Source organism: Maribacter sp. C-4077, from assembly GCF_055378385.1.
The window spans coordinates 664,558-680,205 of sequence record NZ_AP038807.1; the positions used below are offsets into that span (position 1 = coordinate 664,558).

The following is a 15,648-nucleotide window of genomic DNA, read 5'->3' on the forward strand; positions in this document are numbered from 1 at the left end:
TATTGGACTTGCCATAACAAATCCCTCGATGAGGGTTTCACATTTTTATTGCATTTGAGCAAAGGACATGCCAAAAAGGCGCTAATCCAGATCATTGTTCTTTCGGTAGACCAAACTTCTTCGCTCAAGATATTCCCAAATCCGAATCAGGTCATGGCTATCCACTATGGTTTGAAAAGCGGAATCCACTTCACAAAAATAAAAAAAGTCATCCGTTCGATCCTTGGGAATCTTCAGTTCCGTTTGGTAGAGGGAATCCGCATAAAATTCCCGAACCCGACCGGTACGGCTGTACAGATTATCACGCGCTACACGTTTTTTAAGCAATTTGGTCCTTCCGGAAATTCCATTCAAAATAGGGTTCAAAGGTATACCTATGCTTCCCGAGGTGGCCTCGTACAATTCCCGCTCCGCCTTGGTAGGAACTTTTACAAAAGCATTTGGCAGGCCCAAGGTGGAAGCAGTTACTACGGGCTGCGTATTCAAAATTTTCAGGTCCTTGGAAATATCCCCGGATAGGTTGTACGGGGTAACGACCACCTCGTCCAATTCTTCCAAGGCCTCGTCCAAGGGCACTTCTATATTGGAACTGCCAAAAATAGCGGGTGTGATTACAATTTGTTTTTTCTTGAACTGGACGGCCGAAAAAACCAAGGTATCGTTCACACGCACCGGGATGCTAAAAAACCCATTGACATCCGTGATACTGGCCTTTTGCGTGCTGATGTTCAACACGTGCGTGGCGGCGACATCACCATCCCTACTGGTAACCCTACCTTCCAAATTTTTGGTTTCCCCGGTTTGTGAAAAAACGAGAGCGGGAAAAATGAACACTAAAAGGAACTCACTCCTCATTCGAGGTCTCTCGGAAAGATTTACTGAGATTCACAAGGGAATCGATCAATTGAAATTCGTTCTCCTTGCGCAAGAGGGACCGTGCGGGTAATTTTTGGTCACAATAGGTCAAAAAGGGTTCGATCTGACTCTGTTGCAATTGCAGGTCCTCCATAAAAAAGCGATTGTCATAGATCCTGCGTAGCACATCGCTCACCGCTACCTGCGGGCCTTCATCGGGCGCATCTGCCTTGGCCTTGAATATGGCCTTAAAGATGTTCACAAAGTTAAGTCCGTCTTGCATGCCACGGTCCGTTTGGGAAAGGGCGATATTTTCAACTTCCGTACCCCTATCAATTTCATATTCCACCTCTTTGAACTCCTCGTTCCGCAATTGCAAAAAGCGCTCCTCGTCTTCGGGGGTGACAACCACCTCGTCCAGTTCCGTAATCTTTTCGTTTACGGTCACGATGATTCTATTTTTTTCCAGAATCTCCGGCGTAATCTTTACAATCTGGTACTGGTAGTTTACTGCCGTAAATACCAACTCGTCACCTTCCTTCACCCGAATGGCGAACTCGCCGTCCTCGTCCGTTTCCGTGGCCTCCTCACTGGTAGAATTGATTACGTATTCATTGGGCACGTCCACATTTTTATACAAAACGTGTCCGTAAATAATTCTTCTACCATCGTCTTGGGCATACGAATAAAAGGTGGAAAAGAACAAAAGCGCTGCAAGTAAACTCTTGGCCATAATATATAAGTATGAACTTGTCAAAGATACACAAGTCCTGTTTAGTGCTCATAAATTACGTACATGTGCACATTTTAAAAAAAATCCAGCAAATAAACTTTTGTTAATTTATTGGGTCGTAGGAGGGATTCCATGTGCCGAAGCTCGCCATGATATGACAAATATCTTTCGTTCACATATTTTATGGGCTTTTTCCAAGATAGTTTACGTGGGTTTCCTTGGGAAGCATCCAAACCGCTCGGCCTATACATACTATTATTAAGTTCCCTTAAACCGAATTAATGTACCTTTTAACCGTACGGGCTATCTTTTTAACTATAAAAAAAGGTTTGGCCTAGAGATAATCCTATTTTTGTTTTTCCACTATTTTCAAGTCAAATAGCGCTATATGAAACGTCTCAGTATCCTATCCCTTGTTTTGTCAATGATTAATTCCGTAGCCATGGCACAGATAAAAATTGGCGACAATCCACAGACCCTAGACCCGAGCTCCTTATTGGAATTGGAAAGCAATTCCAGGGTGTTGGTCATTTCCAAGGTAAGCACGGCCCAGATGGAGGCCATTGCCCCACAGCGCGGGGGTATGGTCTATAACACGGATACGGAATGCATCCATTATTTCAATGGCGCCCAATGGGTAAACCTATGCGATGCCGTAAGCTTTACCATTACGAACGATCCCATTGAAAACCTTAGAAGTACCATTGCCATTACCCAGACCCAGGGCAACTACAACCTGGAAGTGGCAACCAACAGTATACGTACGGAACAAATTGCCGATGGTGGTATTAATGGCGTGGATATACAGGATAACTCCATTGGAAGGAACAAACTGGGGGATGCGGCCGTAGGCCCGGATGAACTGGCAACGGAATCCGTGGATTCTGATGCGATCATAGACGGAACCATTCTGCCCCGTGATATTGGGTCCAGCGTACCCAACCACGTGCTCGCCACCGATATCAACGGGACTGTATTTTGGCAAGACCAGAACGACGTTTATGAGCTGAGTTTTGACAAGGATACCAATACCTTGGCCATTGTGCCGGCGACGGGCTTAGGGAGCAATAGTATCAATTTGGAGGCTTTGGTAGGGTCAGATGATCAAACCTTAACACTAACGCCGGATAACCGTTTGCAGATTGAAAATGGTAATGAAATCGATTTGAGTTTTTTTAACAATGCCGGTACGGACAACCAAACAATTTCAACGGACGATACCCCTGGAAATATTGCAATTCTGAATGGCAATGAAATTACCTTAAACGTTAACGATGCGGATGCCGAACCCGATAACGAACTTCAAAATATCAATGAAGTTTTAGCGGACGGGAACGATGCGGGTGGCTTATTAATCAAAAACATAGGTACACCAGTGGATGACCAAGATGCTGTAACCAAAGCTTATGTGGATGGTGCAATAACGGGAGTTGGAGGAAATATTGTAAGTACGCAGCCAGGTAACCTAATCGTAAATAATGCCGGTGCATTTTATGCTGACCCAGATAATGATGCGACCAACGAGATTCAGGACCTGGAACTTACCACCGACATACTTACGATTACAAACAACGCGGCGGCGACTCCGATTGACCTCAGCCCGTACCTTGACAATACTGACGATCAGAATGCAAGTGAGGTGGAGGTAACAGCAACGCCAACTAACTACTCAGCAGGAACTCCAGACGTTGAGGCGCACTTGGCCGGTATCGACGCAGCCCTTGGAGGTGGTGGGGGTTCTACTGAATTAGCCGATCAAATTACAATTACGGGAGATGGAACTTTAGGAAATGAATTTACAGTAGGTACTATTGGTTCAGCTCAAATTACCAATGGCACTATTTTATTGGAAGATATCAATCAAAATGGGGCAGCAGACGGTCAAATAATTAAATGGGATGCTACGGCCAATGCAGGTATAGGAGGTTGGATTACAGCCGATGATAGAACGGATGGTACCGGTATTCCGGCATTAACAAATGGCACCATATTGATAGGTGATGTCACGGACTTACCACAAGAAAGAGTATTAAACGGTGATATTTCCATGGATAATACCGGTTTGGCAACCATTGCAGTAGACGCCGTTACTTCAGCAGAAATCGCTGATTTGTCCATTGCTACGGAAGACTTGGCAGATAATAGCGTAACCATAGAAAAAATAGCTGAAGGATTGGATGGACAAATCCTTACAACCGATGGCACTGATGTTATCTGGGCTGACAATACCTTAACAATTTCTAATTTGGCAACTGACGATCTTACCCAAGACAATGAAGATCGCATTTACAATTTTGGTGCCAATGCCCTAACTTTTATTGGAACAGGAACCATTGGGATTTCACAGAACCCTGCTTTTAATGCCTCCGCAGCATTACATGTAGATGGAACTACTTTGAGTAATGGTTTCGCAACAGCTAGTCCCCTAGGTTTTTATCTTAATGGCGATTTGGATACGGGACTACATTTTGATGAATTTACCCCGGATTTGGTAAGTCTTACGGCTGGAAATATAAGGGCTTTGACTGTTACAAATACAGCCGGAACCACGAATGTTTTGGTTCCCGAACGTCTACAACTGGGTGGATTGGTAGCCGATAATACAAATGCCATTGGAACAAATGGGCAAGTTTTGACCTCTACCGGAACCGGGGTGGCATGGCAGGATGTACCCGGAAGTTTAACAGGTATTACCGGATCAATATTTTTTGCCGATGCAACTGGTGCGCCTACTGAGAATAATGTACAATTGTTTTGGGACACTGCGAACAATTATCTTGGAGTTGGGACAAATACCCCCGACAGAAAACTTGATGTAGAAGGTGAAATTAGAGGTAATCAATTTTCTTCAACAGGAGGAACAGAAGCAGAACCAGCATATAGTTTTAGTACAGGGGATGATGCCAATACGGGTATGTTTAGACCAGCCGCAGATGAAATTGGCTTTTCAGTTGGTGGAGAGGAAGCCCTAAGAATAGAGGAAGACGGAGGCAATACGAACGTTACTATATTTCAAAGTCTAACCTTGGACAACCTACTTTTGGATAAAGATGGTGATGCCGGAACTCCGGGCCAAATATTATCTTCAACAGGTACTGAAACGGACTGGATTGATGCTCCCACGGGAGGAACCGTAAATACTGATGCCACGCTTACAGGCGATGGGCAAACTGGAACACCTCTTAGTATCGCGGACAATTCAATAAATTCTGCAAGGATAGCGGATGGCACAATCGCCAACGAAGATATCGCTGCAAACGCCATTGAAACAGCCAACATTCTGGACGCCAATGTCACAGAGGCCAAAATCGCTCCCGGTGCAGACGGGGAGGTATTGACCACGGCAGGTGGAGTCGCCACATGGGCGGCACCGACCGCAGGTGCGGTGATCTCAGATGCCACACTCGATGGAGATGGACAGACTGGCACACCATTGAGCATAGCAAACAATTCAATAACCTCGACAAGAATAGTCGACGGGACAATCATAAACGCAGACATCGCAGCGAACGCCATTGAAACGGCCAATATCCTTGACGCAAACGTGACTGAGGGCAAGATTGCGCCAGGGGCAGACGGGGAGGTATTGACCACGGTAGCTGGTGCCACCGCATGGGCGGCACCGACTGCAGGTGTAGTAATCTCAGATGCCACACTCGATGGAAATGGACAGACCGGCACACCCTTGAGCATTGCCGATAACTCCATAACCTCGGCAAGAATAGTGGATGGGACAATCGCCAACGCCGATATCGCAGCGAACGCCATTGAAACAGCGAACATTCTGGACGCCAATGTCACAGAGGCCAAAATCGCTCCCGGGGCAGACGGCGAGGTATTGACCACGGCAGGTGGAATCGCCACATGGGCGGCTCCGACCGCAGGTGCGGTGATCTCAGATGCCACACTCGATGGAGATGGACAGACAGGCACACCATTGAGCATCGCAAACAATTCAATAACCTCGGCAAGAATAGTCGACGGGACAATCATAAACGCAGACATCGCAGCGAATGCCATTGAAACGGCCAATATCCTTGACGCAAACGTGACCGAGGGCAAGATTGCGCCAGGGGCCGACGGGGAGGTATTGACAACAGCAGGTGGAGTCGCTACATGGGCGGCACCGACCGCAGGTGCGGTAATCTCCGATGCCACACTCGATGGAGATGGACAGACGGGCACACCATTGAGCATCGCAAACAATTCTATAAATTCCGCAAGAATAATTGATGCTAGTATTAACGCGGATGATTTAGCTGATGACTCCGTCGAAACTGCTAAGATTTTAAATGGAACCATAATAAATGAAGATATAGCTCCTGGTGCAGCCATAGATGGTTCGAAAATCAATCCTGATTTTGGAGGAAATATAATAACTACAACTAGTAACATTCAAACAACCGGAACTGGTAATTTTGTGGCCGCAGGGGCTGGTTCTTTTTTCAAGGGAGCAATTGATCAGCATCCAGATTATGTATTTGAAAAATATTTTAAAGGTTTTTCAATAATTGATCCATCTTATAATTTCATTACCTTAAATGAAATTGAAGAATTTTTAAGGAAGAATCATCACTTGCCAGGTATTAAATCGGCAGAAGAAGTTAGAAAGGATGGTATTTGGGATTTGGGAACTTCCAACCTTCAAAACCTCGAAAAAATCGAAGAGCTCTTCCTTCATACCATAGAACAGGAGAAAAAGATAGAAGGGCTACGGGAAGAAAATTTGGAACTTTCCAAAGAGCTGGAAGCATTAAAAACCCAAGTGGAGGCCATCAAAAAAATGCTCTCCAAAAAAGAATAACCCATGAGAATTCTTGTTTTCATATCGGTACTTTTTGGATTGGGAGGTCTAACTGCCCAAACGGCCCTGTACAATAACGGGAACCTTCGTATCCATGACGGGGGTACACTAGGTTTTCACACCGACCTCATCAACGATGCCCCATTTGATGAAAACCGCGGGCTTGTTGGGTTTTACGGGGACAATATCTCGGTCTTTGGCACAGTGGTGCCGCTGTTCTATGATGTGGAGGTAGCGGTAGAAAACGACCTTATTCTCACTTTGGGTCTGGATACTGGCAACAACACCAATTTCATTTTCGGGGATGTTTTTACCCCAAAAGCGAACCCGGCCGTGTACTATAATTTCTTGTCCGATGCCTTTTACAATGGGGAGGACAACCTGCGGAAAATAAACGGCTACGCCGCCATTACGAACAAACAGGATTTAATGTTTCCGGTGGGGAGCAATGAGGCTTTACGGCCCCTTACCCTAAATTCCGAGAGCGTCAACCTCTTTGCCAAATGTGCCTATTTTTTCCAGAACCCGGGTTCACAGTCGGTCATACCGGGCGACTTCAACATTGAGGTATTGGACGTGGACATTGCCGCCGTTTCCAATATGGAATTTTGGCGTTTGGAAGGCAGCGTTCCTTCCACCATTTCCATCTCTTGGAACCGGGAAAGCAACATGGCCAACCTAACCGATGATGCCACGACCATCATTCCCGTGGGGTGGAGCAAAGTGTCCCAACGGTGGATCAACTTGGAGGCCACTTTTGTTACGGGCGATTTGGAGCAGGGGTTTACAACCTCGGCGACCTTTGTTCCCAACGATTATGAAATCATAACCCTTGGCGTGTCGCAAATACCTTTTGAACCTTTGGAAAAAGAGGTGCTCACCTTGGACAACTTTTTTGTTTCGCCCAACGGGGACGGTATCAACGACCGCTTTTTTGTGGAGGAATTGGCGGAATCGCCCAACAATATGGTGCGCATCTACGATCGTTTTGGGCTAAAAGTGTTTGAACAGGCGAACTACGTGGATGAATTCGAAGGGTTTTCCAATGTTGGCAACATTGTATTCGGTCGGGAAGATGGCCTACCCATTGGGGTTTATTTTTACACGATAGACATGTTGGACCTTGATTTGAAGTACCAAGGCTTTTTATACCTCGCTAGATAGTTTCGTAATCTTTCCCAATTGCTATTTCAGAAATAAAAAAGGTAATATTTCGAAGGCTTTGTACGTTATGTATTCATTGTGTTGTTCGATGAAAATCGGTCCGCACACTATTTTTAAGTAATTTTAGTGGGTATCGTTAACCCATCGGAAAAAAACAAAAAATGAAGAGAAGATCCTTTATCCAAAAAAGTAGCGGAGCTGCCTTGGGGCTTTCCTTGCTTCCAAACCTTATCATGCAGGACATGGGCTATTCCACGGCAGAATTGATGGGAAAGGCGAACATTGAACTATTTGGAAAGGATATCAACCTTCGAAAAGAAGCGCACGACGCTTTTTTGGAAATGAAAAAGGCGGCCTATTCAGATGGCATCGACCTGAAAATAGTTTCCAGTTTCCGGGATTTCAGCAGACAGGAAGGTATTTTTGAACGCAAGTACATTACCTATACCGATGAAGGTATGGAACCCATGGCGGCCATTGAAAAAATAATCGAATATTCGACCATTCCCGGGACCAGCAGGCACCATTGGGGCACCGATGCCGATATTATCGACGGCTATAGAAAGGTGGACGGCGATGTGCTCGACCCTGAAAAATTTGGCAACGGCGGGCCTTATGAGGACTTTAAGTTATGGATGGACGAGAATTCAGAAACCTATGGTTATTACTTGGTCTATACGGACGACCCAAAAAGAAGGGGATTCAAGTATGAGCCCTGGCATTATAGCTACGCTCCTTTGTCCATACCCATGTTGGAAGCCTACCGGGGCATCAATGTGGTAGCCCTACTTGAAAAAGAGGAGTTTTATGGCGCGGAACACTTTACACGGGCCTTTTTGCGCAGTTATATCCAAAACAATATTTTGGACATCAATAGAGCACTTCTGTAACTCTTTTGTATATTAGGTTCTACTATAGAACACTAACATTATGAGAAGAGGAAGTTGGAAAATCCGAATTTTTATCGGTTTGGCCATAGTGGCTTTCGCCTTTATCCAAAAATGCAACAACAAGGAGGAAAACCCTTATACTGGCCGTACCCAAACCATTAACATGTCCCCGGAGCAGGAAATCGCCATTGGATTGCAAAGCGCTCCGGAAATGGCCCAACAGCACGGCGGACTCTACCCCGATGAAAAATTACAATCCTTTGTGGATGCCGTTGGAAACCGTTTGGTGAATAACAGCATCGCCCAAGAAACACCCTATAAATACGATTTTCACTTGTTGGCCGATGACCGCACGATCAATGCATTTGCCTTGCCCGGCGGACAGTGTTTTATTACCTATGCCCTATTCAGCCAATTGAACGAGGCCCAACTTGCGGGGGTTTTGGGCCATGAAATTGGGCATGTGATTGGTAGGCATTCCGCCGAACGGATCGCGGAAAGTACCTTCTGGCAAACAGTGACGATGGGAGCCTCCGTAGGTGCGGATATGGGCGATATTGTAGGCAGCATTGGACAGAATACCCTTTTGACCAATGGTAGGGACGACGAATTGGAAAGTGACGAACTGGGCGTTTTGTTCATGATACAATCCGGCTATGACCCCAATGAAATGATCAAGGTCATGGAAATATTAAAGGCGGCCGCCGGGCCAAACCGGGTCCCTGAATTTCAGAGTACACATCCCGACCCGGAAAACAGGATCGAAAAAATAAGGGAAGCCATAGAAAAATATAGGAACGAAGGTTAAACGTTAAATTTTGCGTATAATCGGATTTATATACTAATTGCCCTATCCTTTTTACTATATTTATTCTTCCCGAATCGCTTTAACTACTAAAATTTGACCCTTATAGCTTTGATTTAGTAATACATGCCGATGTTTATTGGTATCTAAACAAGACACTATAATGGGAACACTTACACACTTCAAGAATCTTTATGTTGGCGCATTTGAAAACTGCAAACCGGAAATATTGGTGGTGATCTTAAAGGTCTATTCAGTATTCTGCGCCCTGATGTTATTTATGGCCATTTATGCCTTCACGCATAGGGCTTTAAACGGTTTTGATTTTTAATTGGTACTCTTTTACTTGAACACTATTTAGAGTATATTATGAATAAAAAGGCCCATCGGTTTCGATGGGCCTTTTTCTAATTCAAATAATACCAATAAATTAAGAATTGGAATTTAGTACTTCCAATACATCCGTAGCCTTGGACATTTCCGCATACTCCTTTACCGTATAGCCCTGGTCGCTTTTTATGTTCAAATTGGCCTGGTTCAACAATAATACCTTCATCACTTCCGCTTTGTTGTACCTTGCCGCGTACATGGCAGGTGTCATACCCAAGGACTTTTCGTTTACGCTTTCACCGGTGGCGATCAAGCTTCTTACTTTGTCCACATCCCCTTGCATGGCCGCTTTACATAATGAACTGATATTATCGTTTACGGGCGTCACGATTGTATGGTTTCTAGGGGCGTCTGCATGGACTTTTGCATAGGAGCTGGAAAAACCCAAAACTCCCAATGACATGGTTAATACAATTATTTTTTTCATAATAAGGTTATTAAATTGTTATGCATTTTTATAATATCCGTAAAATTAAACATCTTATTTTACGGATATTTCATTTTAAGAAAACAATAATAAAAAATTAACAATGGGAAACTTTTTCTTAACACCGCGCTTATAATCGCAATTCCCTTTTTAAAAAAATTGGATATGACCGTTCGTTTTTGGCCGACCATTAAACAAAACATCATTTTTAGGAAAGAAAAAAGGCCTGTTCCATCCAATAAAGGAACAGGCCTTTCGTCTTTTGATTGATGGTTTGTTGCACCTTAGCTACCGCTAGCGCCCTCCAAAACAGCAAGTGCATCGGTGGCATTTGAAAGTTCCGCATACTTGGCCACGGAGTATCCTTGGTCACTCTTTGCGGATAAATCGGCCCCGTGATCAATAAGCAATTGAAGTACTTCCGCTTTGTTGTAACGTGCAGCGAACATTGCGGGAGTCATGCCCAAGGATTTTTTGTTAACGTCCTCTCCCAATTCTATCATTCGCTCCACGGTTTCAATGTCTCCCTGCATGACCGCTTTACAAAAAGAACTAAGGTCATAGTTCGCTTTGCTTTTTTCCAATTTGATTTGATTTTTGATTGGCGTAGCGTTGGCCAAAAGACCAGTGCCCACGAACATAACCGCCATGGACAACGTTAGGATTGTTTTTTTCATGATGAATGAATTTTTAATTGATGAATAGATTGTTTTTATATATTTATAGACGTGCCTTATAAGCTTATGTTACAGGATTAACAGTTATATAACTAAATTTTAACAAAAGCCGCAAATTAAGGTAAGACTCTCTAACAATTCCGCATTCTCTTGCAAAAAGAGTATTCAAGTTCTAGTTATACTTAGGGAATCCTAGTATTTTTGACACACACTATTTAACGACCTACAGATGAACAAGAAAGTTATCTTAATGATATTGGATGGATGGGGCAAATCTCCAGACCCTAAAGTTTCGGCAGTTGACAAGGCCAACACCCCTTTTATCGACAGTTTATATAAAGATTATCCCAATGCGAATTTACTCACGGACGGGATGAACGTTGGGCTTCCGGAGGGGCAAATGGGCAATAGCGAAGTAGGGCACATGAACTTAGGAGCGGGTAGAATCGTCTATCAGGACTTGGCAAAAATTAATTTGGCCGTGAAGGAGAATTCCTTAAAGGACGAACCGGCACTGAAGGATGCCTTTCAATATGCGAATACGAACGATAAACCAATTCATTTTTTGGGTCTTTTGAGTGATGGTGGGGTGCATAGCCATATTGACCATTTGAAGGGGCTTATATCCGCAGGTTCGGAATCCGGAGTAAAAAATATGTTTATCCATGCCTTTACGGATGGTAGGGATGTAGATCCCAAAAGTGGTAAAGGATTTTTGCAGGATTTGGTTTCGTTCTGTTCAGGAACAAATGCGCAATTGGCATCCGTTGTTGGTAGGTATTATGCCATGGACCGTGACAAACGCTGGGAACGGGTAAAAAAAGCCTATGATGTAATGGTCAATGCCGAAGGGGAAAAATCCATGGATATTGTTCAAAGCATTCAAAAATGCTATGACAACAATGTTACGGACGAATTTGTGGAACCCATCGTTATGGTCAATGATTCAGGCCATCCTGTTGGGCAAATCAAAGAGGGCGACGTTGTCATATTCTTCAATTTTAGAACGGACCGAGGTAGGGAACTTACCCAAGTGCTCAGTCAGGAGGATATGCATGAGCAAAACATGCACAAACTCGATCTTTACTACGTGACCATGACCAACTACGATGATTCCTTCAAAGGCGTCCATGTAGTATACGACAAGGAAAATATAAAAGAAACGTTGGGAGAAGTACTTGCTAATGCCGGCAAGACCCAGATACGGATTGCGGAAACAGAGAAATACCCCCATGTGACATTTTTCTTTAGCGGTGGTAGGGAAGTACCCTTTGAAGGAGAAAAGCGGCTGTTATGTCCTTCTCCAAAGGTAGCCACCTACGACCTACAACCGGAAATGAGTGCTTACGATATTCGGGACGCCATTGTACCAGAACTTAAAAAAGGGGAAGTTGACTTTGTATGCCTCAATTTTGCCAATCCGGATATGGTTGGCCATACCGGGGTTATGGAGGCAGCGATAAAAGCTTGTGAAACGGTGGATGCATGTGCCAAGGATGTTATTACCGCAGCCATCGAAAACGACTATTCCGTGTTGGTCATTGCCGATCATGGAAATTGTGAGACGATGATAAATCCGGATGGAACACCCAATACCGCCCATACCACCAATCCTGTACCATTAATTCTGGTAGACAAGGATGTTAAGCATATCAAGGACGGTGTTCTTGGGGATATCGCCCCCACCATTTTAAAATTGATGGGTGTAGCACAATCCCCCTTTATGACCCAAAAATCCTTGGTGGACTAGCTTAATCCAAAATAAGCGTACTTTTGCACTTATGGTAAAAATAAAATCGGCAGAGGAAATAGAACTCATGCGCGAGAGCGCCCTAATCGTATCCAAAACATTGGGCATGTTGGCATCGGAAATAAAACCAGGAGTCAATGCCCTTTATTTGGATAAATTGGCAGAAACCTTTATTAGGGACCACGGCGCTTCCCCAGGCTTTTTGGGAATGTACGATTTCCCAAATACCTTGAACATGAGCCCAAACGCACAAGTAGTCCACGGAATCCCAAATGGTGAACCGCTTAAAGATGGGGATATTATTTCGGTGGACTGTGGTGCCCTAAAAAATGGATTTTATGGGGATCATGCGTATACCTTTGAAGTTGGCGAAGTGGCCCCAGAGGTTAAGCAATTATTGAAAGTGACCAAGGAATCGCTTTACATTGGTATTCGCGAATTCAAAGTAGGCAACAGGGTGGGCGATGTAGGTTTTGCCATTCAAAATTATTGTGAAAGCCATGGGTATGGTGTGGTACGTGAACTTGTTGGCCATGGACTGGGCAAGAAACTGCATGAAAGTCCGGAAATGCCCAATTATGGAAAAAGAGGGCGCGGGAAAAAGTTTGTAGAAGGTATGACGGTGGCCATTGAACCTATGATCAATATGGGGACAAAAAACATTAGACAGCTTAAGGATGGATGGACCATTCTCACTGCAGATGGAAAACCCAGTGCGCATTTTGAGCATAATGTGGCCATTGTAAACGGAAAACCAGAGCTGCTATCCACATTCCAATACATTTATGATGCTCTGGGTATTGTATCAGATGAGGAGCTTGAGTTTAGGCAGGCTAAGCTACAATCTTAAATATTATTAAAGAGCAATTTAGAGACAATCCGATTTCTATTGGAAAATACCAACGCTCGCTTTTCGGGTAGATGAAGAAAATTTTCAAATTTTTTCTGAACCTTATACCAAGACCAGTGCTTATCAAGCTCAGCTATTGGGTACGGCCTATATTGTCCTTTTACTATTCCGGGAATACGTACCAAGATCCCATAGATGGGAAAACATTCCGTAGTTTCCTTCCCTATGGTTATGAAAATCCTAGGGAAAATGTGCTTTCTCCCTCTACCCTTTCATTGGAAAGACACAGACTTTTATGGCTTTTTTTGAAAAACGACACCAATTTTTTTCAGGATACCCTAAAGGTATTACACTTTGCCCCGGAACAGGCCTTTTATAAAAGATTTAAAAAGCTGAAAAATCTTGCGTATACCACAACCGACCTAAACTCCCCTTTGGCCGATGTTAAAGCCGACATCTGCAACCTACCTTTTGAAAGTAACAGTTTTGATGTTATTCTTTGCAATCACGTGCTGGAGCATATTCCAGATGACACCAAGGCCATAAATGAACTTTTTAGGGTTTTGAAACCGGGCGGTTGGGGTGTTTTCCAAATACCCCAAGATTTAAGTAGGGAAATAACTTTTGAAGACCATTCCATCACGGACAAAAAAGAAAGGGCTAGAATATTCGGTCAATACGACCATGTACGCATCTATGGTAGGGACTTTTTTGAAAAGTTAAAGTCTGTAGGTTTTAGGGTTTACGAAATAGACATGACCTCTAAAATGCCCCCAGAGGACGTCGATAAATACAGATTGGCCCAGGGAGAAATTATCCCTTTGGTCAAAAAATAACTATTCCACCAAAAGTTCCTTAAATCCTTTGGTGAGAAATTCTTGGGTAACTCCCTTTTCATCCAAATAAATAATATACGCTTCAAGGTCTTTGTTATAATTAATGACTTTAAAGGCCTCGTGCAGGTCCATCGCCATAAATGCCGTGGCGTAGGCATCTGCCGTTGCACAGTCATTCGCGAGAATGGTCACCCCCAGTGTATTTGAATTTTTAGTGTAACCTGTGATAGGGTCAATAGTATGGACATATTTTTTTCCAGAAATACTATCCACCCTGTATTTCCGATAATTTCCGGAGGAAGCCAAAGCCCTATCGGACATATTTATCAACAATTTCATTCGTCTGCCCATTTCCGCTTGGGGATCATCGATACCCACCACCCAGGGTTTTTCCTTTTCAAGGTTAATCCCTTTTGCCACTACTTCCCCACCAACTTCCACCAAGTAATTCTCAATACCTTTCTTGTCCAACATAACGGCCAACCTATCAATTGCATATCCTTTGGCGATGGCATTAAAATCGAAATAAATATTCGGGTTTTGCTTAATGACCCTATTCTGAGGTGAAATGGATACTTTATTGAAGCCTACATATTGCAATAAACTATCCACGGTAAGGCTATCCATGGAAATCTGTTGCCCAGGCCCAAAGCCCCATGCGTTTACCAAAGTACCTACCGTTGGGTCAAAATATCCTTTGGTCTGTTTGTGTACCTTTCTGGAAAGCTCAAAAACCTCTTGGAACATTTGATCTACTACAACCAGGCTATCACCCCGGTTTATTCTCGAAATATCCGAATCAGGAATATACGTCGATAAGGATTTATTGACCGCTGTGAAGACGGAATCGATTTCAGCTTGGAAGTCAAGCTTTTCATTCCCCAAATAAATAATATTGTACGTAGTTCCAAGGGCCTCTCCCCTAGTCTGATTCCTAACAATCCCTCCCCTGCAGGAGAATAGTAGGAGCACTCCTGCCAAACACATCCATTTACCCATTATTCAATTTCAATTAAACCGTCATAATCCACGATATATTCCTCGTTCAGGTACACCGGTAGATTGTAATCCTTTGCATTTACCAAGCCCACCGGCGCATAAAAGGTTTTCGCTTCAAATTTTAAGGCATGGTCCCTCATTTTGTTTAAATCGGCCCTAAAAAAATCCAAATCTTGCGGATCTCCTGGGTACTCAATGGCCTTCACCACCACAAAACTCATTTTTGTTTCCTTTATACAAACGAATTGAGGGTTCTTTCGAAGTTCACTGTTGACCGCTAGAAATTCGTATCCATCTTCCACAAGCTGCTTCCCCACCAAATTCATGGCTAAATTATGAAGTTCCTGTTCCGATAATGGTTGCATGTATTCAAAGTTTTATTTCTCCTATTTGAAAGTTATTTTCAATGGCATTTCTAAAGGTAATGAACTATGTGTTTTTCCGATTACGAAGAACCGATAAATCCCA

General features: G+C 43.7%; 14 protein-coding genes. 8 read left to right on the plus strand and 6 right to left on the minus strand.

Annotation, left to right across the window (positions count from 1 at the left end):
- Positions 1–81: 81 nt before the first annotated feature.
- Complete coding sequence (locus ACZ41C_RS02985) at positions 82–855, minus strand: hypothetical protein (RefSeq protein ID WP_464564224.1); 774 nt, start codon at positions 853–855, stop codon at positions 82–84.
- Positions 845–1,588, minus strand: a complete 744-nt coding sequence (locus tag ACZ41C_RS02990) for a hypothetical protein (protein WP_464564226.1) — start codon at positions 1,586–1,588, stop codon at positions 845–847. Before ACZ41C_RS02990 ends, ACZ41C_RS02985 begins: the two co-directional genes overlap by 11 nt.
- Positions 1,589–1,976: 388 nt before the next feature.
- Here ACZ41C_RS02990 and ACZ41C_RS02995 point away from each other — a divergent pair, with 388 nt between their 5' ends.
- The 5 genes from ACZ41C_RS02995 to ACZ41C_RS03015 all read left to right on the plus strand — a co-directional run bounded on the left by ACZ41C_RS02995 (position 1,977) and on the right by ACZ41C_RS03015 (position 9,582).
- Positions 1,977–6,392: a beta strand repeat-containing protein gene (locus ACZ41C_RS02995; protein WP_464564228.1), complete on the plus strand. Its 4,416-nt coding sequence runs from the start codon at positions 1,977–1,979 to the stop codon at positions 6,390–6,392.
- Between the two features lie 3 nt (positions 6,393–6,395).
- Positions 6,396–7,556: a gliding motility-associated C-terminal domain-containing protein gene (locus ACZ41C_RS03000; protein ID WP_464564230.1), complete on the plus strand. Its 1,161-nt coding sequence runs from the start codon at positions 6,396–6,398 to the stop codon at positions 7,554–7,556.
- Between the two features lie 161 nt (positions 7,557–7,717).
- Positions 7,718–8,446 (plus strand): M15 family metallopeptidase, encoded by a 729-nt coding sequence (locus ACZ41C_RS03005; protein WP_464564232.1) that lies wholly within the window; start codon positions 7,718–7,720, stop codon positions 8,444–8,446.
- 40 nt (positions 8,447–8,486) lie between these two features.
- Entirely contained in the window at positions 8,487–9,254 is a 768-nt protein-coding gene (locus ACZ41C_RS03010; RefSeq protein ID WP_464564234.1) for a M48 family metalloprotease, read from the plus strand.
- Positions 9,255–9,414: 160 nt separating this feature from the next.
- Complete coding sequence (locus ACZ41C_RS03015) at positions 9,415–9,582, plus strand: DUF6747 family protein (protein ID WP_464564236.1); 168 nt, start codon at positions 9,415–9,417, stop codon at positions 9,580–9,582.
- Between the two features lie 99 nt (positions 9,583–9,681).
- Here the strand turns inward: ACZ41C_RS03015 and ACZ41C_RS03020 are convergent, their stop codons facing one another.
- A complete protein-coding gene (locus tag ACZ41C_RS03020; RefSeq protein ID WP_154920678.1) occupies positions 9,682–10,068 on the minus strand; it encodes an ankyrin repeat domain-containing protein in 387 nt (128 codons plus the stop codon).
- A gap of 284 nt (positions 10,069–10,352) precedes the next feature.
- Positions 10,353–10,745: an ankyrin repeat domain-containing protein gene (locus tag ACZ41C_RS03025; protein WP_138259386.1), complete on the minus strand. Its 393-nt coding sequence runs from the start codon at positions 10,743–10,745 to the stop codon at positions 10,353–10,355.
- A 229-nt stretch (positions 10,746–10,974) separates the two neighbouring features.
- On the opposite strand from ACZ41C_RS03025, the gene gpmI reads away from it, so the two are divergent.
- From gpmI to ACZ41C_RS03040, 3 genes are all read left to right on the plus strand, one after another.
- A complete protein-coding gene (gpmI, locus tag ACZ41C_RS03030) occupies positions 10,975–12,495 on the plus strand; it encodes a 2,3-bisphosphoglycerate-independent phosphoglycerate mutase (RefSeq protein ID WP_464564239.1) in 1,521 nt (506 codons plus the stop codon).
- A gap of 31 nt (positions 12,496–12,526) precedes the next feature.
- A complete protein-coding gene (gene map / locus ACZ41C_RS03035; protein ID WP_138259384.1) occupies positions 12,527–13,345 on the plus strand; it encodes a type I methionyl aminopeptidase in 819 nt (272 codons plus the stop codon).
- Between the two features lie 71 nt (positions 13,346–13,416).
- Positions 13,417–14,181 carry a class I SAM-dependent methyltransferase gene (locus ACZ41C_RS03040; protein WP_138259383.1) on the plus strand — a complete coding sequence of 255 codons (765 nt, stop codon included), beginning with the start codon at positions 13,417–13,419 and terminating at the stop codon, positions 14,179–14,181.
- On the opposite strand, the gene ACZ41C_RS03045 is transcribed toward ACZ41C_RS03040, so the two are convergent.
- Complete coding sequence (locus ACZ41C_RS03045; RefSeq protein ID WP_138259382.1) at positions 14,182–15,180, minus strand: FAD:protein FMN transferase; 999 nt, start codon at positions 15,178–15,180, stop codon at positions 14,182–14,184.
- Complete coding sequence (locus ACZ41C_RS03050) at positions 15,180–15,545, minus strand: Na(+)-translocating NADH-quinone reductase subunit F (protein WP_138259381.1); 366 nt, start codon at positions 15,543–15,545, stop codon at positions 15,180–15,182. Before ACZ41C_RS03050 ends, ACZ41C_RS03045 begins: the two co-directional genes overlap by 1 nt.
- Positions 15,546–15,648: the final 103 nt, after the last annotated feature.

Coding starts and splice junctions, on each gene's coding strand:
- ACZ41C_RS02985 (WP_464564224.1), bottom strand. CDS start 855: ATGAGGAGTGAGTTCCTTTTAGTGTTCATTTTTCCCGCTCTCGTTTTT.
- ACZ41C_RS02990 (WP_464564226.1), bottom strand. CDS start 1,588: ATGGCCAAGAGTTTACTTGCAGCGCTTTTGTTCTTTTCCACCTTTTAT.
- ACZ41C_RS02995 (WP_464564228.1), top strand. CDS start 1,977: ATGAAACGTCTCAGTATCCTATCCCTTGTTTTGTCAATGATTAATTCC.
- ACZ41C_RS03000 (WP_464564230.1), top strand. CDS start 6,396: ATGAGAATTCTTGTTTTCATATCGGTACTTTTTGGATTGGGAGGTCTA.
- ACZ41C_RS03005 (WP_464564232.1), top strand. CDS start 7,718: ATGAAGAGAAGATCCTTTATCCAAAAAAGTAGCGGAGCTGCCTTGGGG.
- ACZ41C_RS03010 (WP_464564234.1), top strand. CDS start 8,487: ATGAGAAGAGGAAGTTGGAAAATCCGAATTTTTATCGGTTTGGCCATA.
- ACZ41C_RS03015 (WP_464564236.1), top strand. CDS start 9,415: ATGGGAACACTTACACACTTCAAGAATCTTTATGTTGGCGCATTTGAA.
- ACZ41C_RS03020 (WP_154920678.1), bottom strand. CDS start 10,068: ATGAAAAAAATAATTGTATTAACCATGTCATTGGGAGTTTTGGGTTTT.
- ACZ41C_RS03025 (WP_138259386.1), bottom strand. CDS start 10,745: ATGAAAAAAACAATCCTAACGTTGTCCATGGCGGTTATGTTCGTGGGC.
- gpmI (WP_464564239.1), top strand. CDS start 10,975: ATGAACAAGAAAGTTATCTTAATGATATTGGATGGATGGGGCAAATCT.
- map (WP_138259384.1), top strand. CDS start 12,527: ATGGTAAAAATAAAATCGGCAGAGGAAATAGAACTCATGCGCGAGAGC.
- ACZ41C_RS03040 (WP_138259383.1), top strand. CDS start 13,417: ATGAAGAAAATTTTCAAATTTTTTCTGAACCTTATACCAAGACCAGTG.
- ACZ41C_RS03045 (WP_138259382.1), bottom strand. CDS start 15,180: ATGGGTAAATGGATGTGTTTGGCAGGAGTGCTCCTACTATTCTCCTGC.
- ACZ41C_RS03050 (WP_138259381.1), bottom strand. CDS start 15,545: ATGCAACCATTATCGGAACAGGAACTTCATAATTTAGCCATGAATTTG.